Origin of the sequence: Shewanella sp. 10N.286.54.B9 (genome assembly GCF_041468565.1) — a bacterium.
In the GTDB taxonomy this organism is placed as follows: domain Bacteria; phylum Pseudomonadota; class Gammaproteobacteria; order Enterobacterales; family Shewanellaceae; genus Shewanella.
In genome coordinates this window covers 50,547-71,661 of sequence record NZ_JBFRIY010000041.1, presented here as the reverse complement: position 1 = coordinate 71,661, position 21,115 = coordinate 50,547, and the positions used below count along the sequence as shown (strand labels likewise).

Below are 21,115 nucleotides of genomic sequence, written 5' to 3'. Positions count from 1 at the left end.
ACGCGAATGACTAAATAGCATCGAATTCAATATTCTCTGCGCCGTTATAAACCAAGAAATGACGGCCTTTAGCACGTGCAATCATAGTAATCCCAAGTTTCTGTGCCAGCTCAAGCCCCATCTGGGTGGCGCCGCTACGGGAAAGGAGTACTGGAATGCCCATTTTAGCGACTTTAATGACCATCTCAGAAGTGAGTCGCCCAGTGGTGTAAAACAGTTTGTTGTGGCCAATATCTTGATTTAACCACATCTCGCCAGCCAGTGTATCGACCGCATTATGGCGACCCACATCTTCAACGAAGCCTTTGATTTGATCACCTTGGCATAAACCACAACCATGCACTGCTCCGGCATTTTTATAGGTTTCGTTATAAGCACTGATGTTTTTGAGTAGGCTATAGATCATGCTTTGCTTTATTTGAGGTGTCGGTAGGTTTATCTCATCGAGACCGGCCATGAAGCCACCATAAACCGTCCCTTGACCACAGCCTGAGGTGACGGTTTTTTCTGATAGTTTTTCATCTAAGTCATCGGTCTTTTCACTGGTTAAAATCGCAGCCGAGTTAACATCCCAGTCGACAATCACTGATTCGAGCTGACTTAAGTCTGATATAAAGCCCTGATTTTTAAGGTAACCCAATGATAAAGCTTCAGCTCTAGCCCCCAAGGTCATTAAGGTTACGATTGGGCGCCAGTTTAAATAAACAGTTAATGGGCGCTCACAAGCAATAAATTTATCAACCTGTTCGCCTTTCTCATTGACGGCTTTAACCGCAATTGTTAGCGGTACTTCGGTGTCGGTTTTAATTAAAGTTGGGTTGCTTTTGTTTGCTGTCATAGGACCCGTCATCAGTTATGGAATTTTAGTTACCGTGATTAGTAAGCAATATCTGTACCTAATTTTAGAGGGATATAAGTTAGCTACAGATCACACTTATGGGGTTGGTGTCGCCCTTTTATGTCCTATTGTAGATTGCGTTTTAGACAAAATGTCCTAATCTTTGGTGGGAATAGTTGATCTAGTTCAAATTATTATATTGATATTGTGTGGCACACATATTGCTTTACTAGAGGGTAACTATTTAGTTGGACTGCCAACCAGGCAGCCACCTCAGGCAAGACGGAGACTGAATGCAACATACCGAAAGCCAATGGCCAATGTACGTTTCTCTTAAAAAGATTGAGAAGCAAGTCGGAAGATGGACCTCAGTAACGTGGGAAGTTGACCAAATGCTTCCTGCAACCCACGCCGCACCAGAAGGTGCAAAACTTGTCTTGCTTGAGCTGCATAAAGACGAGCGCGGTAGCTACCGTATCAACATCGACATGGATAACGCCATGTTATACATCGTTTGTGACGAAAACCTTGCTGGTGATTGGATCCCTGCTGCTATCTCTGCCGACCAAAATGTCGCAGCGGGCTGCCTAGAGGGTGATACCCCTGTGCTCAACATTCCTATGCCACAAGCGATTGCTTGCTGGATTGAAGCCTTTATAACTCGCCATGGTGAAGTTGAAATTAGAGCGCATCGTCGTCAGAAGCATGTGAATCGTCGCAAAAATGAAGGTCCTAGCACTAATCATTTAGCAGGTAACTCATGAGTGGCTTACTGTCGCGCTGGAATTTGCGTCGACAAAAGGTTGAGCAGGAAGCTGAAGCTGATATAGAAACTTCTGTTGCAGTTGAGACACAGCTCGAAACAGAAGATGCCGTAATTCAGCCAACTTCTGCAGCAGAAAATACCACTGCTGAAGTTGTTGAATCTGATGAGGCGCAGCTGCTAACGGCAGAGGATTTACCTGATCCGGAAAAAATTGAAGTCGGTGGCAGCTTTGCCAGCTTTATGGGCGCGAATGTTGACCCTGCGGCTAAGTCTGCGGCGTTGAAGGCCCTTTGGAAGCAACCACATTATAGCGAGATCGATGGTTTGCTCGAATATGCCCTCGATTACAGTAATCAGCCTAAACTATCTGCTGAAGTATCGGCTGAACTCGCAAAGAAAGTATTCCGCCATGTTGTTAAAGAAAAAGACGATGAGGAGGAGAACGAAGAAGCTTTGGCACTAGAGTCAGATGAGATGACCAGTACCGAAGAAACTGTTCAAGTTGAAGCTGTTAACGATACCGAAATGGTATCGGACATTTTGGACGGGGATGATGAGCAACTGTCCCAAAATGAACCAGAGCACCATGACGACATTAATAACAAAGTTGTTTAACGTCACTATAGAGTGCTTTTAATTCCACAAATTTGGTATGTGAATTGCTGTACTTAAGGTAAAGCTGGCGCATTAATTTAGCGCAATATAATAAACAGCGACTCTACGTACAGAAACAGCCAAAGAACTGTTCAGGAACGCAATGTGAGCAATCGTGAAACGCAAGTTGGACTCAAAGAAGTTCGACAACAGGTCCTTGCTGGAACCCAGGTTATCCAAAACCTAATTCCACCGACCGTAAGCTACACCACCGAGGGCAATGTGCTCGTAATCGGGCCAGAAGATTTGGCTCGTTTAGCAGCCGACAAATTGTCCCATATGGGCCAGTGTGCCATCTTGGCTAATGAAGCCATCACCAGCCAAGATGAAGCTCATCTTGAGCAAGTCATGAATGCGGCTGAAGATGTTGAGAGCTTCTACAATAAGCTTATCGAGATCAAAGGCTTCCTAGGTCAATTTCAGGTTAAAGTCGAAAACGAAGACAGTAATGCTGATTTAAGTGTTGTGGCGATTCGAAAGGCGCACTTTGATCTTATCCTCGATTTAAGCATGAGCCCATGCATTAACTTAGAGATGCTCCCACCAGGCTACTTTTACGTTGGCCAAGATGAAGCAAAACTAGCAGAAGCATTGACACAACTGCCTGATCTTATAGGTGAGTTCGACAAGCCGCGCTATGTAAAGGTCAATAGCGAGATCTGTGCTCATAGTCGCAATGGTAACGAAGGTTGTAATCGTTGTTTGAACTTCTGCCCAGCAGATGCGATTGCCAGCGTAGAAAAGAAAATCGAAATTGATCCATACCTTTGTCATGGTGCAGGTAGTTGTACTAATGCTTGCCCAACTGGCGCAATCAGTTATGACCTGCCGACTCCACAGTCGATGCACACCTACCTTAATAAATTAGTGACACGCTTCCGCTCTCAAGCGCAAGTAGCTCCAGTGGTGCTATTCCATGATATTGGTAAAGGTGCCGAGCTAGTCACTGAGCAATTAGCAGGCGATATCATTCCTGTAGAGTTGGAAGAGATTACTGTTGCTAGCATCGATCATTGGATGTCGTCTCTTGCTTGGGGCGCACGTCAAATCCTGATCCTCAATACTGACGCAACAGCGCCAACATTGACGCAGATGCTTAATGGTGAACTTGCATTAGCCAATGACATTCTCGATGAGATGGGTCAGCCGCGTCGCATTAGTTTAATCACCGAAAACCACCTAACAGAAGCGGGTGCAGATGAGCTTGCTGAGCTACTCACCACGAGTGCAAGCTGGCCAGTGATTGTACCGGCAGAATTTAACGCGACGACTAAGCGTGAAACCATTTTCGCCGCTGTCGACCACCTTAATGAGCAAGCGGCATCAGTCGATACTTGTTTGTCTCAAAGCAATATCCCTTATGGCCGAGTCAGTGTTAATACTGAGAGTTGCACCTTGTGTATGTCTTGTGTCGCGACTTGCCCTACTGGTGCGTTAACCGACGGTGGTGATTTACCTGCACTACACTTTGTTGAACAAGACTGCGTGCAATGTGGTTTATGTGAGGCAGGTTGTCCTGAAAAGGTCATCAGCTTAACCCCACAGGTTAATTTCGATAAAGCTGCTCGCCAAGAGCGTCAAACCCTACATGAGGAAGCCCCGTTTGAATGTATTAGTTGCGGCACACCGTTCGCAACGCAATCGATGATCAAGCGGATGTTAGAAGTGGTAGGAACCCACAGTGCCTTCAGTGCCAATACAGAGCGTTTAAAAATGTGTGGCGACTGTCGAGTAAAAGACATGTTTGAAGACATACTTCAAGATCCTGAAAAGCAACTGCGATAAGAGTTTAGCCATGACCGAATTAGTAAGAGAAGTTTCAGAGAATGACCAGCTAAGAGCCGATATTTATCAGTTATTAGCGGCACTATTACGTCGCCAGCCAAGCACCGAGTTATTGCAGTTCTTAGCAGGTTTGGATATTGACGCTAACGATGACAGTGACATGACTAAAGCTTGGGTTGGACTCAAGTTGGCAGCAGAGCAATTCACTTCAGAACAACTAGAGGATGAATATTTCAATATCTTCCTTGGCGTGGGCAGCGGTGAAATCCTGCCATACGGTAGCTGGTTCATGACAGGCTCATTGATGGATAAGCCATTGGCTTTGTTACGTAATGACCTTATGCAGCTTGGTTTCGAACGCGAAGAGGAAGTCAAAGAGCCTGAAGATCACGTTGCTGCATTATGCGAAGTGATGGGCACCTTGATTTTAGAAGCCCCTGGTTACCGCCAATTAGCTTTTTATCAGCGTCATATGGGCAGTTGGATAGCCCGTTTTTGTGATTCATTAGCAAAAACACCAAGTGCGGCGTTTTATGCCACGGTTGCTGAACTTGCAAAAGAATTTTTTGTTATCGAAGCCAATGAATTTGAACAGTTAAGTTTGAATATTCCAGTGAATTGCCCAGGCAGTGAAGCGGAAAAAGTTGAGCCAAGCACTAACGAGTTAGCCTCTTAAGCTTTTGTTAGTGTTGCCAGTATTTACGCCTGTTGAGCAATTAGCTTGGCAGGCGTAGACAAAAACAGGGAGTTATCCCTAATTTAATCGAGTGATACGTTTAGTTACCTAGACCATTCATCTCAATATCTGTAATCCAAAGGAGACACTATGAAGAAGCAAGCTTCCGACATGGGTCGTCGTCAATTGCTAAAAGCATTGGCTATCGGCAGCGCCGCAGGCGTTGTAGCGACAGCGAGTGGTCAAGCAATGGCAGCGACACCTGAAGTTGCCCCCGCTGCTAAAGGCGATGGCTACCAAGAGTCCGATCATGTTCGTAGTTATTACGCCTCGTTACGCAGTAAGTAAGCGCGACGTAGTCAATAATTAAAGGAGAGTGTGTGATGCGATTAACCCGCAAAACAGACCAAGCAGCTGCAAGTAGTAAGGCTGTCTTAGGTTTAAACCGCCGCCAATTCCTCAAGTCTGCGAGCCTCGCGACAGGTGGTATTGCAGCGGCATCAATGCTTGGCGCTGGAATGATGCGTAAAGCAGAAGCAAAAGATGTTCCGTTCGATGCCCCAACTGAAGTTAAACGTACTATCTGTTCTCACTGTTCAGTGGGTTGTGGTATTTATGCTGAAGTGCAAAATGGTGTTTGGACTGGGCAAGAGCCAGCATTTGACCATCCATTCAATGCAGGTGGACACTGTGCCAAAGGCGCGGCGCTGCGTGAGCATGGCCATGGTGAGAAACGTCTTAAGTATCCAATGAAGCTTGAAGGCGGAAAGTGGAAGCGTCTTTCATGGGATCAAGCCATTGAAGAAGTTGGCCAAAAGGCACTAGATATCCGTAAGGAATCAGGTCCTGACTCAATTTTCTTCATGGGAAGTGCAAAGTTTTCAAACGAACAAGCTTATATGTACCGCAAATTTGCAGCTATGTGGGGCACTAACAATGTCGATCACTCTGCACGAATTTGTCACTCTACCACTGTAGCTGGTGTTGCAAACACTTGGGGCTATGGTGCGCAAACCAACTCTTTCAATGATATGCGTAATTCTAAAGCGATGTTGTTCATCGGGTCTAACCCGTGTGAAGCACACCCTGTCGCTATGCAACATATTTTGGAAGGTAAAGAGCGCGGCGCGAAAGTCATCGTTGTCGACCCTCGATTCACCCGAACTGCAGCTAAGTCTGATGAGTTCGTGCATATTCGTCCTGGTACGGATATTCCTTTCATTTACGGTTTGCTTTGGCATATTTTTGAAAATGGTTGGGAAGATCAGTCATTTATTGCCCAACGTGTTTACGGCATGGAACGTATTCGCGAAGAAGTTAAGAAGTATGATCCTGCTGAAGTTGAAAATGTTGCTGGTGTACCAAAAGAGCAGATGTACCGCGTAGCTAAACTATTAGCTGAAACTAAGCCTGGTACCATTGTTTGGTGTATGGGTGGTACTCAGCATCACGTCGGTAACGCCAACACCCGTTCATACTGCATCTTGCAGCTAGCCCTTGGTAACATGGGTGTGTCTGGTGGTGGTACCAACATTTTCCGTGGTCACGATAACGTACAGGGTGCAACGGACTTCGGTCTATTGTTTGATACATTACCTGGTTATTACGGCTTGAAGACTGGCTCTTGGAAGCACTGGTGTAAAGTTTGGGACCTAGATTATGATTGGGTTAAAAACCGCTTTGATCAGGAGCAGCGTTTAGGCCAAGATCCAATGACCTCTACGGGTATCCCATGTTCACGTTGGCATGATGGTGTACTTGAAGACAAATCTAAGATTGCCCAGAAAGATAACATTCGTATGTCGTTCTTCTGGGGCCAATCTGTTAACACTGAAACTCGTGGCCGTGAAGTGCGTGAAGCATTGAACAAGATGGACACCGTGGTGGTGGTTGATCCGTTCCCTACTATGGCGGGTGTAATGCACGAGCGTACTGATGGTGTTTACTTACTGCCTGCATCAACACAGTTCGAAACTTACGGATCTGTTTCAGCATCTAACCGCTCTCTGCAATGGCGCTCGCAGGTCATTGAGCCACTATTCGAATCTAAGCCTGACCATGTGATCATGTACAAGCTGGCGAAGAAATGGGGCATTGAAGGTCAATTCTGCAAGAATATTAAAGTGAATGGCGACGAGCCATTGATTGAAGATATGACCCGCGAATTCAACCGTGGTATGTGGACAATTGGTTACACAGGTCAAAGTCCTGAGCGCTTGAAGATGCACCAAGAAAACTGGGGCACTTTCGATATTAAATCGCTTGAAGCTCCGGGTGGCCCTGCACGAGGTGAAACTTACGGTTTACCTTGGCCTTGTTGGGGCACGCCAGAGATGAAACATCCTGGTTCGCAGATCTTGTACCGTACTGGTCGTGAAGTTAAAAACGGTGGTGGTAACTTCCGTGCACGTTATGGTGTTGAGCATAACGGAACTAACATTCTGGCTGAAGGCTCTTACTCGAAGGGCAGTGAAATCCAAGACGGTTATCCTGAGTTTACCGACAAGATGCTTAAGCAACTTGGTTGGTGGGATGATCTAACTGCAGAAGAGAAAGTTGACGCTGAAGGTAAAAACTGGAAAACAGATGTTTCTGGTGGTATTCAGCGTGTGGCAATCAAGCATGGTTGTATGCCTTACGGTAACGCAAAAGCGCGTTGTATCGTATGGAACTTCCCTGATGATATTCCGCTGCATCGTGAACCACTTTATACGCCGCGTCGTGATTTAGTCTCTAAATACCCAACGTACGAAGATCGTATGGTTGCACGTCTACCAACCCTTTATAAGTCTATTCAAGACGTAGACTTTGCTAAGGACTTCCCACTTGCAGTAACAACGGGTCGTTTAGTTGAGTACGAAGGTGGTGGTGAAGAAACGCGTTGTAACCCATGGCTTGCTGAACTGCAGCAAGAGATGTTTATCGAGATCAACCCTGCCGATGCAGCTGATCGCGGTTTACGTGATGGTGATGATGTGTTCGTTCACAGTCCTGAAGGGGCAAAAATCACAGTTAAGGCGATGGTAACTCCACGAGTTATCGCTGGTGAATGTTTCATGCCATACCACTTCGCGGGTGTATTCGAAGGTAAGAGCCTAGAGAAGAACTACCCAGAAGGTACAATTCCTTACGTTATTGGCGAAGCAGCCAATACTGTAATGACTTACGGTTATGACGTGGTGACTCAGATGCAAGAGACTAAGTCTAGCTTGTGTCAGATCAGCAAAGCCTAATTAACTTGATGAGGAGATAAGCCATTATGGCAGTCATGAAATTCTTGTGTGACACCAAACGCTGCATCGAGTGTAACGGTTGTGTCACTGCTTGTAAAAACGAAAACGATGCCGCTCTAGAGTGGGGTATTCAACGTCGACGCGTAGTCACTATCAATGATGGTGAGCCGGGTGAAGCGTCAATTTCAGTGGCTTGTATGCACTGTACTGATGCACCTTGTATGGCAGTCTGTCCTGCAGATTGTTTCTACCGCACAGAAGATGGCATTGTCCTGCACGATAAAGATACTTGTATCGGTTGTGGTTACTGCTTCTACGCATGTCCTTTCGGAGCGCCGCAGTTCCCTAAGAAAACAGCATTTGGTAGCCGCGGTAAAATGGATAAGTGTACATTCTGTGCCGGTGGCCCAGAAGAGACTCATTCAGATGCTGAGCGCCAGAAGTACGGTGCTAACCGAATCGCCGAAGGTAAATTACCTATGTGTGCAGAGCTTTGTTCAACCAAAGCACTGCTAGCGGGTGATGCTGGTGTGGTATCTGATATCTACCGTGAGCGTATTGCTGCTAGAGGAAACCCTGGTGCGATATGGGGTTACACCCCAACGACTGGCTAGGGCTGAATAGGGTTATGCACTTTGGTGCATAGCCCAATTAAGGAGTGAATATGTCTATGAAATCACTGCGCAGCTTGTTCGCAATGCTAGTTATCCCTCTCGTACTATCGATGGGGCTGGGATTGAGTGCATCAGCAATAGCAGCGGATGATCAAAATAGCCAACAGCAAGCGGGTAAAACCAGCGAAGCTGATCTTTGGCGCGCGGTAAAAGCGGGTGACTCAGGATTTACCACGGCTCAAGGTATTGAGCCAGGTGTACTGATCAACGTTGTTGGTAACCAAGGTAAAGATGTTAGAAACCAGTATTTAACTCCAGTTATGGCAATAACCGTTGTTGGTGTATTTGTTGCGTTTCTATTTTTCTACCTAGTAAATGGTCCTTCAAAGCTTAGCAAAGGCTTTTCAGGCAAAATGGTTCTGCGTTGGACTAAAGCCGACCTTTGGATCCATTGGGTGATGGCATCATCTTGCATGGTACTGATATTTACAGGTTTAAATATCATGTTAGGCAAATATGTATTGCAACCGTATATCGGAGAAGGCTTTTGGGCTGCACTGATTTACGGTAGTAAAACAATACATGACTGGGCTGGACCACTATTTATAGTGTCTTGGGTCTTATGTGTTGTTAAATGGATGCCAATGCAAACCTTCAAAATGTATGACTTAAAGTGGTTCCTCGTCGTTGGTGGTTACATCAATTTCGGGCCATTTAAAGGTCAACATCCTGATAGTGGATTTGCTAACGCCGGTGAGAAAATGTGGTTCTGGTCATTAACTATATTCGGCTTATTTATTGCCGCTTCAGGGTTAATGCTGGTATTACCTGGTCTTGATCTGCCACGTGAAGCTTCAATGGCTGCACTACTGATACATTCGATTAGTGCCATCATTATCATTGCATTTACTATCGTTCATATTTGGATGGCAACGGTACTGAGTGAAGGTGGTATGGAGTGTATGGTATCTGGTTATTGTGATGAAAACTGGGCTGCCCAGCACCACAATGTTTGGTACGATGAAATCAAAGAGAACAACTCAATTGTCTATAAAGATTAATTAGAGCTCGTTGATAAAAATGCCTCGACAGTGTCGAGGCATTTTTGTTTTTAACGCTGTAAAAATTGGATTTTCCTTGAATGATAATGGTACCTGCCAAGTCGAAGTATTTGCGCGAAAAACTCACCCAAAAATCACTCGATTTATCGCCGCTTAATCATCAACTATTTTTAGTTTTTTTAAGTGAACAACTCCAAGCTATATTTAGCGTTAAAGTTTGTCTGTTTTCTGACACCATAAGATGAGTTGACAGGCTGTTAATTGCTAATCATTCTCAGTTGACAATGCTTAATAACCTGCTGTAGTTGTTACATTTTGTTAAACATTTTTTGCACTACTAAAGCGTCAACTTTAGCGCCGTTTATCAGCCTGCTTTTGACAAACATGTTCTGCTTAACACTTCTTAGTAAATCTGCTCATATCCGCCGTTTTTACCCTGTTTAGATCAACTTTTATAACAACATTTTTCTTTATATTTAGCGGGCAATTTGTTGGGTGTTTTTTATCGATGGATATGGTCCATTTTTTAAGGTCACTTATTAACATGCTGTTAACGCGGCAGACGTGGCAAAAAATATAAAGCACCTTGATATATAACCAGAGTATTCCGTTCTACCAGGAGTAAAGATGAAGAAGCAACAGCCTGATCTGAACCGCAGATCTTTGCTGAAAGCGCTCACCATTGGTGGCACCGCAGGTGTCGCAATCGCCGCAACAGGCGTGAGTGTAGCTCAAGCAAGTGAAAACACTGTCAGCACTAAGAGTGCAAATGGCTATCAAGAAACTGCGCACGTTCGTAGTTATTACAATAGCTTACGCGGCTAGTTTAGGAGAATTTAAGCGATGCAATTAACTCGCAAATCCAACGCGGCACCTACCGTAGAGAAAAAAACTCTAGGTATTAGCCGTCGTCAATTTATGAAGCACGCTGGTATCACATCTGGTGGTATTGCTGCAGCTTCTCTGCTGGGTACAGGCATGATGCGTAAAGCAGAAGCCAAAGATATCCCACATGATGCGCCAACTGAGATCAAGCGTACTATTTGTAGTGCTTGTGCTGTCGGTTGTGGTTTATATGCTGAAGTACAAAATGGCGTATGGACAGGTCAAGAACCAGCTTTCGATCACCCATTCAATGCGGGCGGTCACTGTGCTAAAGGTGCTGCACTACGTGAACATGGTCACGGTGAGAAGCGTCTTAAGTACCCAATGAAACTTGTTGATGGCAAGTGGAAGAAACTATCTTGGGAGCAAGCTTTAAACGAAGTTGGCGACCAGATGCTAGATATCCGTAAAGAGTCAGGTCCTGATTCACTTTACTTTATGGGTAGCGCTAAGTTCTCGAACGAAGGCTGTTACATGTACCGTAAATTTGCGGCTATGTGGGGCACCAACAACGTCGATCACTCAGCACGTATTTGTCACTCTACCACGGTAGCCGGTGTTGCTAACACTTGGGGTTACGGTGCGCAAACCAACTCTTTCAACGATATCCAGAATGCGAACGCAATCTTCTTCATCGGGGCAAACCCGGCTGAAGCGCATCCAGTTGCCATGCAGCATATCTTGATCGCGAAAGAGAAAAACAACGCTAAGATCATTGTTGTTGATCCACGTTTCTCTCGCACAGCAGCGCACGCTGACCTACATTGTGGTCTACGTCCGGGTACTGATATTCCATTCATCTACGGTATGCTTTGGCATATCTTCGAAAACGGTTGGGAAGATAAGACATTTATCGAGCAACGTGTATTCGAAATGGAATCAATTCGCGAAGAAGTGAAGAAGTTCCCACCTAAAGAAGTGGCGAACATCACAGGTTGTAGCGAAGAAGAAGTTTACCAAGCCGCTAAGATGATGGCTGATAACCGTCCTGGTACAGTTGTTTGGTGTATGGGTGGTACTCAGCATCACGTAGGTAATGCTAACACTCGTGCTTACTGTATCTTGCAATTAGCGCTAGGTAACATGGGCGTTAAAGGCGGCGGAACAAACATCTTCCGTGGTCACGATAACGTACAGGGCGCAACTGACTTAGGCCTACTATTCGATACTCTTCCTGGTTACTACGGTCTTAAGACCGGTTCTTGGAAGCACTGGAGCCACGTTTGGGATCTAGAGTTCGATTGGGTTAAAAACCGCTTCGACCAAAACGAGTACTTAGGCCGTGTTCCGATGAACACTCCTGGTATTCCTTGTTCTCGCTGGCATGATGGTGTTTTAGAAACGCCTGAAAAACTAGCGCAGAAAGATCGCGTTCGTATGGCATTCTTCTGGGGCCAATCAGTTAACACTGAAACACGTCAGCGCGATGTACGTGAAGCACTAGACAAGATGGACACTGTAGTTGTTGTGGATCCTTTCCCTACAATGGCAGGTGTTATGCATCGTCGTCAAAATGGCGTTTACCTGCTACCTGCAGCGACTCAGTTTGAAACTGAAGGTTCTGTATCTAACTCTGGCCGTAGTCAGCAGTGGCGTGAAAAGGTAATCGAGCCATTATTCGAATCTAAAACTGACCTTGAGATCATGTACCGTCTATCTCAAAAGCTTGGTTTTGCTGATGAATACACTAAGCGTATCGCAAAAGATGCTAACGACGTATTAGTGATTGAAGACATTACTCGCGAAATTAACCGCGGTATGTGGACCATTGGTATGTCAGGTCAAAGCCCTGAGCGTTTGAAGCTACACACCCAAAACTGGGGTACCTTCAGCAATAAGACGCTTGAAGCTGCAGGCGGTCCTGCTAAAGGTGACACTTACGGTCTACCTTGGCCTTGTTGGGGTACTCCAGAGCAGAAGCATCCTGGTACTCAAATCCTGTATAACACACACAAGCATGTGCTTGAGGGTGGCGGTAACTTCCGTGCTCGTTACGGTGTTGAGTACAAAGGTGAGAACTTACTTGCTGAAGGCAGCTTCTCTAAAGGCGCCGAAATCCAAGACGGTTACCCAGAATTCACCGCTGACATGCTTAAGCAGCTTGGCTGGTGGGACGACCTAACTGCTGAAGAAAAAGCTGAAGCAGAAGGCAGAAACTGGAAGACTGATATCTCTGGTGGTATTCAGCGTGTGGCTATGAAGCACGGTTGTATCCCATACGGTAACGCTAAAGCGCGTTGTATTGTTTGGACTTTCCCTGACCAAGTACCTGTTCACCGTGAGCCGCTTTACACGCCACGTCGTGATCTTGTGTCTAAGTACCCAACATATGACGACATGCAAGTTCATCGTCTACCAACGCTGTACAAGTCAATCCAAGAGAAAGACACGGCAGCTAAGTACCCACTAGGTCTGACTTCTGGTCGTCTAGTTGAGTATGAAGGTGGTGGTGAAGAGTCTCGCTCAAACCCATGGTTGGCTGAACTTCAACAAGAGATGTTTGTTGAAATGAACCCTGCTGATGCGGCAGATCGCGCAATCCGCGATGGCGACACAGTATGGCTAGAGGGTGCTGAAGGTGGTCGTATTAAGATCAAGGCTATGGTCACTCCACGCGTTAAGCCTGGTGTAACTTGGATGCCTTACCACTTCGCGGGTGAGATGCACGGTGAAAGCCTTGCGCCTAACTACCCAGAAGGCACTGTTCCTTACGTTATCGGTGAATCAGCTAACACTGCATTGACTTATGGTTATGACCCTGTGACTCAGATGCAGGAAACCAAGGCATCGCTTTGTCAGATCGTTAAAGCGTAATTGCAGAATTAGCTAGGAGAATTGCCAGAATGGCTACAATGAAATTTTTATGTGATACCAAGCGCTGCATCGAGTGTAACGGTTGTGTCACAGCATGTAAGAACGAAAACGACTCTGCTCTTGAGTGGGGAATCCAACGTCGTCGCGTAGTGACTATCAATGATGGTGAGAAAGGCGAAGCGTCTATCTCAGTAGCATGTATGCACTGTAGCGATGCACCTTGTATGGCTGTTTGTCCTGCAAACTGTTTCTACAAGACCGAAGACGGCATTGTACTGCACGACAAAGATACTTGTATCGGTTGTGGCTACTGTCTATATGCTTGCCCATTTGGTGCGCCTCAGTTCCCTCAAGGCGGCGCATTCGGTGCTCGCGGTAAGATGGACAAGTGTACTTTCTGTGCTGGTGGTCCTGAAGAGAACCATTCTGATGCAGAGCGTCAGAAGTACGGTGCAAACCGTGTTGCAGAAGGCAAGCTACCTATGTGTGCCGAACTGTGTGCAACTAAGTCGCTATTAGCGGGTGATGCTGAAATTGTTTCTGCAATCTTCCGTGAGCGTGTTGCATACCGTGGTTCTAAAAACGCAATCTGGGGTTAATTAACTTAGGTTAATAACTTCCAAACCTACTGCTTGTTGGCTCAATTCATTGGGCCAACGGGGAGTAACAGAGGACGTATTATGAACAAATGGTTTAAACAGATAGGTATTGCGATTGCACTGTTATTCAGTGTTACTGCATTTGCCCATGATGGTGCTGAGCACACGCATGACGGACAAGCAACTGAAGGCCAAATTTGGTCGCAGTTAAAAGCCGGTGCTGAAGGTCGTACAACTTCAACAAGTGAGTTCCACGCTCAGCCAATCAACACGTATGACTTACGTGTTCTTGAGCTGCGTAGTGATATTCTTGCTCCAGCGTTAATGGCTGCCCTTTTCGGCATGATCATTATCTTTGTACTGTTTATCAAAGTGAACGGCATCTCTAAGTTGCACGGTGGCTTCTCAGGTAAACTGGTATATCGTTGGTCTAAGTTTGACGTGTCTATTCACTGGTTGGGTGCTATTCCGTGTCTGCTATTGATTTTGACCGGTTTAACACTGCTTGCTGGACGTTTCTTCTTCCAGCCTTATATTGGTGAAGGTCTTTGGTCTAACCTAGTCTACGCTGCGAAGCAGGTGCATGACATCATGGCGATTCCGTTCATGATTGGTTGGGCGTTGATGACTGTACTTTGGGCTAAAAACCAATTGCCTAAAATGTACGACATCAAGTGGATGATGGTTGTTGGTGGTTACATCAACTTCGGTCCATTCAAAGGCAAGCATCCAGATGCTGGCTTTGCTAACGCTGGTGAGAAGTTATGGTTCTGGGCCTTTGCTGTATTTGGTCTAGTGATCTCTGCTTCAGGTATGCTGCTACTATTCCCGAACTTGTTCGAGCCTAGCCGCACATTAAGCCTGATTGCACTGATCCTTCACTCTGTCAGCGCTATCATCATTACTGCTTTCTCAATCGTGCATATCTTTATGGCCACGGTTATGTCTGAAGGTGGTATGGAGTGTATGGTGTCTGGTTACTGTGATGAAACTTGGGCAAGCCAACACCATAATCTTTGGTTCGACGAGATCAAAGAGAACGGTACACTTAAATATAAAGAGTAATCTTTTTAGTATTTAAGGCTTGAACTGCAAACACCTCAGTCGATTTAATCACTGAGGTGTTTTTGTATGTGACGTATCAATATTAGTACTGTCTATTTTATGAGCCTTTGCTAAAGTATGACTTACTTAACAAAAAGCTATACATTTCCTTGATAGGAAACGGTAACTTATAACCAAATCACGTTTTGGGGTGATTTAAAGTGTTAATTTTGCTCTCCGCTGGTTCAATTCGTTCTGCCTCATTTTAATTTGAACAGCCATCTTTGATAGGAAACTTTATGTCTTCAATTATTTTGCCTGATAGTGCTCAACCTTATAACGCCAATATCACTACGCCAGATTGGATGATTAGTGGTATGGAAAAGGTGATGCAGTTCTATGTGGACCGCAATCTAAGGCTGGATACTATTTCTGCTGAGATGATGCCGAATCCAGTAGAAGGTAAGAAATACATGCTGTATGCCCATGTTCCTTTCTGTCATACCTTGTGTTCATTTTGTACTTTCCACCGCTTCCTATTTAAGGAAGATAAGGCGCGTGCTTACTTTATCTCTTTACGTAAAGAGATGGATATGGTGAAAGCCTTAGGTTATGACTTTGAGTCTATGTATATCGGTGGTGGCACCACCACGGTATTGGAAGATGAGTTAGCTCGTACCATTGAGCATGCTAAAAAACTATTCCCAAGTATTAAAGAGGTTTCTTGTGAGTCAGACCCACAGCACTTAGACAGTGATGGCTTTAAACAGCTTGAAGGCTTAGTTGACCGTATGTCTATTGGCGTACAAAGCTTCAATGATGACATTCTTACCATGACTGACCGAATCGAAAAGTTTGGTTCAGGACAACAGACATTTGATAAAATCATGGCAGCTAAAGAGCTGTTTCCAATTATCAACGTCGATCTTATTTTTGGCTTTAGAGGCCAGACTGACGAAGTGATCCAGCAAGACCTCGATATGGCATCTAGGCTCGATCCACGTCAAATTACCACTTACCCACTGATGATTACTCACCAGACTCGTAAGAGCGTGAAGGGCAAACTTGCTGCTCCTCATGGTGATATGGTGCGTCAATATCGTCAAATTCTAAATAGCTTGAATGGGCAGTACAACCAACTTTCAGCTTGGGCTTTTGGTAAAACCAATGACGAAGGCTTTGATGAGTATGTAATTGATTATGATGAATACTTAGGTGTAGGCTCTGGTTCATTTAGTTTCTTGGATGACACGCTTTATGTTAATACTTTCTCTTTGAAAAAGTACCAAGAGCGGGTTGCTAGTGGTCATATGGGTGTTGAGCAGCAGAAGAATTATGGTCGTAAAGAGGTGATGCAATATCGTTTCTTACTCGGTATGTTCTCTGGCAGACTTTCACGTAAGTATTTCCGCGAAACCTTTGGCGTTAATCTTGATACTGCACTGTTTAAAGAGATGACCTCAATGAAAGCAATTGGTGCGATCAAGAATGATCCGATGGATCCTGACAACCTTATTGTTACCGATAACGGTAAGATGATGGGCTTGTTGATGATGAAAGAGTTTTACTCGGGTATGGACAACGTCCGCGCTCAGCTACGTAAACCACTACAAGATTGCGACATGTAGTGAGTCGGTTACGCTGAAAGGCTTTATGCTTTGCTTGAGTGACTTTTTGCGGTAAATACAGCGATGTATTTACCGCTTCTTATTGAGCATTAGTACTGCTGAGCGATGAGTTGCTCTAGCTTGGCGATATCTTCTCTGATCTGCACAATATAAGTATCGGTATACTCTAGCTTTTCAAATTCATAAAGACATGCTTTATAGCGTTCGAGTCGCACTTCGAGTGGTTCATGGAACTCCGTGAGTTCATCCATACTAATAATTGAGTCCATTCAACTATCCTATTACGTGGGGATGGCACCATCATACACAGCGATGCTGTGATGAGGTCATTAAAGATAAGTATAGTCCAAATGGCTGAGTTAGTATGGAAGATTAATAGTTCATAAATACTAGGGCTTTCCAGTGCTTAGTACTGCAGCGGTTTGTTTTGCTAATTGAAAATGTCACTGTGGCCTACATGGTATTGAGATATCTCTTACAAGTTAAAGGTTAAGTTGCTCCTGGTTTGTCTGGTAGTAGCAATGCAAATAGCTAAATAGTTCATCAAAGACGCTTACCACTTGGATCGATTGTATAAATCTCTTACTATCGTTTTATCGCATGCTATTACTGAGTTGTCATGGCCAACATTTTACTTGTCGCAAACTTAAACTGTGATCGTATTTTTAACCTCAATAAACCGTTAAAAACGGGTGGCCGCTTTCATTATAAAGATGGTGGTCAACGGTTAGGCGGTGGCGGTGCGAATACGGGTATTGGCCTTGTTTGGGCTGGGCATCAAGTGACCTTAGTGACTGAGGTTGGTCGCGATGATGTTGGAGATTGGTTGTTGGCCGAGGCGAGTACTCAAGGGATAAATTGTAGTTTGATCCAGCGCCGAGCGGGGGCAACCAATGAGATGTTGTTGATGATGACTCCTGATGGGGAACGCACCATTATTCGTCCTGAACGTCCTATCTTTGAACTACCGATCCCACCTAAATGGGATACGGTGGATGCGTTTTATATTAATTCATCCTCAGAAGGGGCGGCCAGTTGGGCTAAAACGGCGATTGAGCATTGTTGGGTAGTGGCGCAGCTTGCTAAAGATGAACGAGCCAGACCTTGTCATATTTTATTGGCGTCACTCAGTGACATGCAGGGACGCTGCGAAGTGCCACCGTGGCAGTTTGCGCGATCAATTGCTGGGGAAAACTTACAGTATTTTATCGTCACTGATGGTGAAAATGGTGCCACGCTTTACAGCGAAAAAGAGCAAGTTGTTGTAGCGGCAGTACCAAGCTGTGTTGTTGATACAACAGGGGCTGGAGATGCTTACGCAGCTGGGCTTATCAATGGCTTGGTCAATAAATTGAACATCGTAGAGTCTATGCAGGAGGCTTCGATTTGGTCTAGTCATGCCGTTGCCTGTGAAAGTTCGATACCCGGTAAGGGATTAAAGTCTTATCTAACACCTTAATAATCAGCAATGTCTTTGTCATCGATATTGAGTTAGTGGTTTAACCTATTCGAGCGCATTTTGCGGCTTTGAGATCTTTGTTAACGGTTTAAAGGGCGAGCAATCATCAAAAAATTCAACTTAGCTTATTGGTAATAATCAATGCGGTCAAAGTACTTTTCAGTTAATATTTACAGTTAATTAACAAGTGCTGCTTGTTTGAACGGCTTTAATTATTAATGTGTGAAGTGAGTGTAGTATGGGTCATAAGGTATGGAACGATAAAAAGCGATTTATCTGGATCTTAACTGTGTTGCTATTAGCCGCTTTTGTCGTGACCAGTGGCATCAGCTATCAAGTTGCACATGATTCGCTAAGTGAACAGATCGAAGAGAATACATTGCCGCTGACCAGCGATAACATCTACTCAGAAATTCAGCATGACTTGCTTAAACCCATCTTCATTTCATCATTAATGGCCCAAGATACCTTTGTGCGTGATTGGACCTTAGATCAAGAAAAAACACCGGAAAAGCTGGTGCGCTACCTCAAAGAGATCCAAGAAAAATATGGCACAGTAACGAGCTTTTTTGTATCCGAATCAACCCGTAATTATTACCACTCCAGTGGTGTGCTGAAAAAGATTGATGATATCGATCCCAATGACGCTTGGTACTTCAGGGTACGCTCACTACCAAAATCTGAGAGTTACGAAGTTAACATTGACCAAGACACTGCCAATCGTAATCGTACCGTTATTTATGTCAATTATAAGGTGTTCGACTTTGATGGTAACTTTATCGGTATTACCGGCGTAGGCTTGGCGGTGGAAAGCGTTAAAAAGATGATTGAGCTGTATCAAACGCGTTATAACCGCAGCGTATACTTCACTGATAGGCAGGGCAATATAACTCTGCACAGTAAAGGTTATGCTGGTGGAGATACGTTGCAGAGTACGCCAGGGCTAGAGATGTTAGCGACTCGGGTGTTAACCAGTCCAAGTGCTTCTTTTTCTTATCAGCGAGACGGTAAAACGATCTACTTAAATAGTCGTTTGGTCTCTGATTTTAAATGGTATCTGTTGGTAGAGCAGGATGAAACCATGGGTAAGCAGAAGCTGCTGACTACCTTCTGGGCCAACTTGGGCGTGAGTATTTTTGTTACGCTGGCTATTTTATTGATTGCCAATCTAACCTTAGGTAAATATCAGCGCAAATTAGAGTTGATGGCATCTACCGATAAGCTTACAGGGGCTGCAAATAGGCAGGCATTTGAAGAGTATTTTAGTCGCTCGCTAGCGCGTTCAGTATTGGACAGCACGCCAATGTCGGTATTGTTAATGGATATCGATCACTTTAAAGCAGTCAATGATCAGCATGGGCATAATATTGGTGATCTGGTGATTAAAACGGTGTCGAACATGCTTAAAGCCGAACTTAGAGAGGAAGATCTACTCTGTCGTTGGGGTGGAGAAGAGTTCTTGATCTTGTTGCCTAATATCGATTTAAGCCACGGTAGTGATATTGCCGAGCGGATTAGAAAATCGGTAGCTGAGCGACGTATTCATGTTAATGGCTGCGAAATTAATGTGACGATCAGTAGCGGTGTTGCTGAGCACCGTGCATCAGAAAAAGCTGAAGAGTTAATTAACCGAGTTGATATCGCACTGTATCAAGCTAAAGAGCAGGGTCGTGACCGAGTGGTTTTGTCTTATTGATACAATAGTCGTTGCCACCACGGCGAGACTTGAATTGCGGCTGTTTTCACTGGCTGACGCCGAAGGTTTTTATCTGCTAAATAGTGACCCTCTAGTAATGCAATATACCGGTGATCATGCGTTTGCAGGTATAGTTGATGCCGCTCGTTTTATTCGAGATTATGACCAGTACAGATTGCATGGTTTTGGCCGTTGGTCGCTCTACTTAACTGATACGCAAGAGTACATAGGTTTTTGTGGCCTGAGTCGACAACATGCACTGGCAGAGGTTGATCTCGGCTTTAGGATTGCACGTCACCATTGGCGTCAAGGTTATGCTACTGAGGCGGCGCAAGCGGCAATTTTGTTAGCTCAAAAGCGCTATGGCTTAAGCCGTTTGATTGCGCGAGCCAAGCTTGATAATCTCGCTTCAATCTCTACCCTGGAAAAGCTTGGTTTTATTGCTACCGCAAATGTTGGTAACAAGGATGCCTGGGAGCATTTCTGTTTAAATATCGAAGATATTGTAGATAGTGGTAGTGTTAGCATAGTTTAAGTTTTTCTAGGGTTAATATTGATGACATCTCAAGTATTGGTAAAGCAGATTTCCGGTTTGTATCGCGGTTCAAGTATTGTTGATTTGGGTGTTGTACAGTCGGCTATTAATCAAAAGTCAGCAGTGAGTCAATTGTTTGTAGATTCTGAACATGTGGAAGGGGATGCACAAGCTGACCCTAAGCATCATGGCGGTCTTGACAGAGTGCTGCACCATTTCCCACGTGAACATTACGGTCAGTATCGTCGTTGGGACCTTATATCAGGTTTTAAAGATGCACCAGCAATGGGCGAGAATATAAGCACTGTTGGGCTCGACGAACACCAAGTAAACATCGGTGACATCATTCAAATAGGCGAAGTGAAACTGCAGGTAACTCAACCGCGCTCACCTTGCTTTAAGCTAAATTTGCAGTTTGATCATCAAGAGTTTGCCTTGGCAATGCAACAAAGTGGTCGTTGCGGTTGGTTCTACCGTGTGCTTGAGCCTGGAACGATACATGCGAGTGATACGATTACACTGCTAGAGCGTTGTTCTGACATCAGTGTTGCTGAAGCGATGCATATCTATTTTTTACCCGAGTTTGATGCGGTTCAGTATCAACGTTTAGCAGATTGTCCGGGATTAGCAGTTTCTTGGGTGGGCAGTTTACAGCGCCGCATCGCTAATAATGCCATTGAAGATTGGCAAATGCGCTTATATGGCGTACAACAAGCTTAGTTTCGTTTTTTATCCATTATTTCAAGGAGTAGAATTGTGACACAAGACGAGAAGAACATGGGGATCGTGGTTCATTTAGCGAGTTTCTCCGGCTATTTGATCCCGTTT

Annotated in this window: 19 protein-coding genes; 17 read left to right on the top strand and 2 right to left on the bottom strand. The window is 44.8% G+C overall.

What is annotated here, in order from left to right; all coding sequences use genetic code 11:
- Window positions 1-10 precede the first annotated feature (10 nt).
- Entirely contained in the window at window positions 11-838 is an 828-nt protein-coding gene (locus tag AB4135_RS15310) for a formate dehydrogenase accessory sulfurtransferase FdhD (protein ID WP_371994197.1), read from the bottom strand.
- 293 nt (window positions 839-1,131) lie between these two features.
- Between AB4135_RS15310 and AB4135_RS15305 the strand changes: the two genes are divergently transcribed.
- From AB4135_RS15305 to AB4135_RS15245, 13 genes are all read left to right on the top strand, one after another.
- Window positions 1,132-1,602: a DUF3305 domain-containing protein gene (locus AB4135_RS15305; RefSeq protein ID WP_371994195.1), complete on the top strand. Its 471-nt coding sequence runs from the start codon at window positions 1,132-1,134 to the stop codon at window positions 1,600-1,602.
- Complete coding sequence (locus AB4135_RS15300; RefSeq protein ID WP_371994194.1) at window positions 1,599-2,219, top strand: DUF3306 domain-containing protein; 621 nt, start codon at window positions 1,599-1,601, stop codon at window positions 2,217-2,219. The genes AB4135_RS15305 and AB4135_RS15300 overlap by 4 nt, the downstream gene beginning before the upstream one ends.
- A 144-nt stretch (window positions 2,220-2,363) precedes the next feature.
- Window positions 2,364-4,043 (top strand): 4Fe-4S binding protein, encoded by a 1,680-nt coding sequence (locus tag AB4135_RS15295; RefSeq protein ID WP_371994192.1) that lies wholly within the window; start codon window positions 2,364-2,366, stop codon window positions 4,041-4,043.
- Between the two features lie 10 nt (window positions 4,044-4,053).
- Window positions 4,054-4,719 (top strand): molecular chaperone, encoded by a 666-nt coding sequence (locus AB4135_RS15290; protein ID WP_371994190.1) that lies wholly within the window; start codon window positions 4,054-4,056, stop codon window positions 4,717-4,719.
- 150 nt (window positions 4,720-4,869) lie between these two features.
- Window positions 4,870-5,067: a twin-arginine translocation signal domain-containing protein gene (locus tag AB4135_RS15285; protein ID WP_202287348.1), complete on the top strand. Its 198-nt coding sequence runs from the start codon at window positions 4,870-4,872 to the stop codon at window positions 5,065-5,067.
- Window positions 5,068-5,102: 35 nt separating this feature from the next.
- The gene (locus AB4135_RS15280; RefSeq protein WP_371994303.1) at window positions 5,103-7,952 is read left to right on the top strand and encodes a formate dehydrogenase subunit alpha; all 2,850 of its coding nucleotides are present in this window, start codon (window positions 5,103-5,105) and stop codon (window positions 7,950-7,952) included.
- A gap of 26 nt (window positions 7,953-7,978) precedes the next feature.
- Window positions 7,979-8,566 (top strand): formate dehydrogenase FDH3 subunit beta, encoded by a 588-nt coding sequence (gene fdh3B, locus AB4135_RS15275; protein ID WP_220737177.1) that lies wholly within the window; start codon window positions 7,979-7,981, stop codon window positions 8,564-8,566.
- Between the two features lie 50 nt (window positions 8,567-8,616).
- Entirely contained in the window at window positions 8,617-9,627 is a 1,011-nt protein-coding gene (locus AB4135_RS15270; RefSeq protein ID WP_371994188.1) for a formate dehydrogenase subunit gamma, read from the top strand.
- A gap of 627 nt (window positions 9,628-10,254) precedes the next feature.
- The gene (locus AB4135_RS15265) at window positions 10,255-10,452 is read left to right on the top strand and encodes a twin-arginine translocation signal domain-containing protein (RefSeq protein ID WP_220737175.1); all 198 of its coding nucleotides are present in this window, start codon (window positions 10,255-10,257) and stop codon (window positions 10,450-10,452) included.
- An 18-nt stretch (window positions 10,453-10,470) separates the two neighbouring features.
- The gene (locus AB4135_RS15260; protein ID WP_371994186.1) at window positions 10,471-13,326 is read left to right on the top strand and encodes a molybdopterin-dependent oxidoreductase; all 2,856 of its coding nucleotides are present in this window, start codon (window positions 10,471-10,473) and stop codon (window positions 13,324-13,326) included.
- A 29-nt stretch (window positions 13,327-13,355) separates the two neighbouring features.
- Complete coding sequence (fdh3B, locus tag AB4135_RS15255; protein WP_220737173.1) at window positions 13,356-13,925, top strand: formate dehydrogenase FDH3 subunit beta; 570 nt, start codon at window positions 13,356-13,358, stop codon at window positions 13,923-13,925.
- 81 nt (window positions 13,926-14,006) lie between these two features.
- A complete protein-coding gene (locus AB4135_RS15250) occupies window positions 14,007-14,990 on the top strand; it encodes a formate dehydrogenase subunit gamma (RefSeq protein ID WP_248975615.1) in 984 nt (327 codons plus the stop codon).
- A gap of 278 nt (window positions 14,991-15,268) precedes the next feature.
- Window positions 15,269-16,597, top strand: coding sequence for a coproporphyrinogen III oxidase family protein (locus tag AB4135_RS15245; protein WP_371994184.1), 1,329 nt, complete (start codon window positions 15,269-15,271; stop codon window positions 16,595-16,597).
- A gap of 89 nt (window positions 16,598-16,686) precedes the next feature.
- Here the strand turns inward: AB4135_RS15245 and AB4135_RS15240 are convergent, their stop codons facing one another.
- Window positions 16,687-16,866 carry a hypothetical protein gene (locus tag AB4135_RS15240; protein WP_371994183.1) on the bottom strand — a complete coding sequence of 60 codons (180 nt, stop codon included), beginning with the start codon at window positions 16,864-16,866 and terminating at the stop codon, window positions 16,687-16,689.
- A 350-nt stretch (window positions 16,867-17,216) separates the two neighbouring features.
- On the opposite strand from AB4135_RS15240, the gene AB4135_RS15235 reads away from it, so the two are divergent.
- The 4 genes from AB4135_RS15235 (at window position 17,217) to AB4135_RS15220 (ending at window position 21,007) form a co-directional block, all read left to right on the top strand.
- The gene (locus AB4135_RS15235) at window positions 17,217-18,056 is read left to right on the top strand and encodes a PfkB family carbohydrate kinase (protein WP_371994181.1); all 840 of its coding nucleotides are present in this window, start codon (window positions 17,217-17,219) and stop codon (window positions 18,054-18,056) included.
- A gap of 238 nt (window positions 18,057-18,294) precedes the next feature.
- Window positions 18,295-19,752, top strand: a complete 1,458-nt coding sequence (locus AB4135_RS15230) for a diguanylate cyclase domain-containing protein (RefSeq protein WP_371994179.1) — start codon at window positions 18,295-18,297, stop codon at window positions 19,750-19,752.
- Window positions 19,727-20,287, top strand: a complete 561-nt coding sequence (locus AB4135_RS15225; RefSeq protein ID WP_371994177.1) for a GNAT family N-acetyltransferase — start codon at window positions 19,727-19,729, stop codon at window positions 20,285-20,287. Before AB4135_RS15230 ends, AB4135_RS15225 begins: the two co-directional genes overlap by 26 nt.
- A gap of 21 nt (window positions 20,288-20,308) precedes the next feature.
- Entirely contained in the window at window positions 20,309-21,007 is a 699-nt protein-coding gene (locus AB4135_RS15220; protein ID WP_371994175.1) for an MOSC domain-containing protein, read from the top strand.
- Window positions 21,008-21,115: the final 108 nt, after the last annotated feature.

What these genes read in the sequence shown, in the direction of transcription:
- AB4135_RS15310 (WP_371994197.1), bottom strand. Translation starts at nt 838, where the DNA reads ATGACAGCAAACAAAAGCAACCCAACTTTAATTAAAACCGACACCGAA.
- AB4135_RS15305 (WP_371994195.1), top strand. Translation starts at nt 1,132, where the DNA reads ATGCAACATACCGAAAGCCAATGGCCAATGTACGTTTCTCTTAAAAAG.
- AB4135_RS15300 (WP_371994194.1), top strand. Translation starts at nt 1,599, where the DNA reads ATGAGTGGCTTACTGTCGCGCTGGAATTTGCGTCGACAAAAGGTTGAG.
- AB4135_RS15290 (WP_371994190.1), top strand. Translation starts at nt 4,054, where the DNA reads ATGACCGAATTAGTAAGAGAAGTTTCAGAGAATGACCAGCTAAGAGCC.
- AB4135_RS15285 (WP_202287348.1), top strand. Translation starts at nt 4,870, where the DNA reads ATGAAGAAGCAAGCTTCCGACATGGGTCGTCGTCAATTGCTAAAAGCA.
- AB4135_RS15280 (WP_371994303.1), top strand. Translation starts at nt 5,103, where the DNA reads ATGCGATTAACCCGCAAAACAGACCAAGCAGCTGCAAGTAGTAAGGCT.
- fdh3B (WP_220737177.1), top strand. Translation starts at nt 7,979, where the DNA reads ATGGCAGTCATGAAATTCTTGTGTGACACCAAACGCTGCATCGAGTGT.
- AB4135_RS15270 (WP_371994188.1), top strand. Translation starts at nt 8,617, where the DNA reads ATGTCTATGAAATCACTGCGCAGCTTGTTCGCAATGCTAGTTATCCCT.
- AB4135_RS15265 (WP_220737175.1), top strand. Translation starts at nt 10,255, where the DNA reads ATGAAGAAGCAACAGCCTGATCTGAACCGCAGATCTTTGCTGAAAGCG.
- AB4135_RS15260 (WP_371994186.1), top strand. Translation starts at nt 10,471, where the DNA reads ATGCAATTAACTCGCAAATCCAACGCGGCACCTACCGTAGAGAAAAAA.
- fdh3B (WP_220737173.1), top strand. Translation starts at nt 13,356, where the DNA reads ATGGCTACAATGAAATTTTTATGTGATACCAAGCGCTGCATCGAGTGT.
- AB4135_RS15250 (WP_248975615.1), top strand. Translation starts at nt 14,007, where the DNA reads ATGAACAAATGGTTTAAACAGATAGGTATTGCGATTGCACTGTTATTC.
- AB4135_RS15245 (WP_371994184.1), top strand. Translation starts at nt 15,269, where the DNA reads ATGTCTTCAATTATTTTGCCTGATAGTGCTCAACCTTATAACGCCAAT.
- AB4135_RS15240 (WP_371994183.1), bottom strand. Translation starts at nt 16,866, where the DNA reads ATGGACTCAATTATTAGTATGGATGAACTCACGGAGTTCCATGAACCA.
- AB4135_RS15235 (WP_371994181.1), top strand. Translation starts at nt 17,217, where the DNA reads ATGGCCAACATTTTACTTGTCGCAAACTTAAACTGTGATCGTATTTTT.
- AB4135_RS15230 (WP_371994179.1), top strand. Translation starts at nt 18,295, where the DNA reads ATGGGTCATAAGGTATGGAACGATAAAAAGCGATTTATCTGGATCTTA.
- AB4135_RS15220 (WP_371994175.1), top strand. Translation starts at nt 20,309, where the DNA reads ATGACATCTCAAGTATTGGTAAAGCAGATTTCCGGTTTGTATCGCGGT.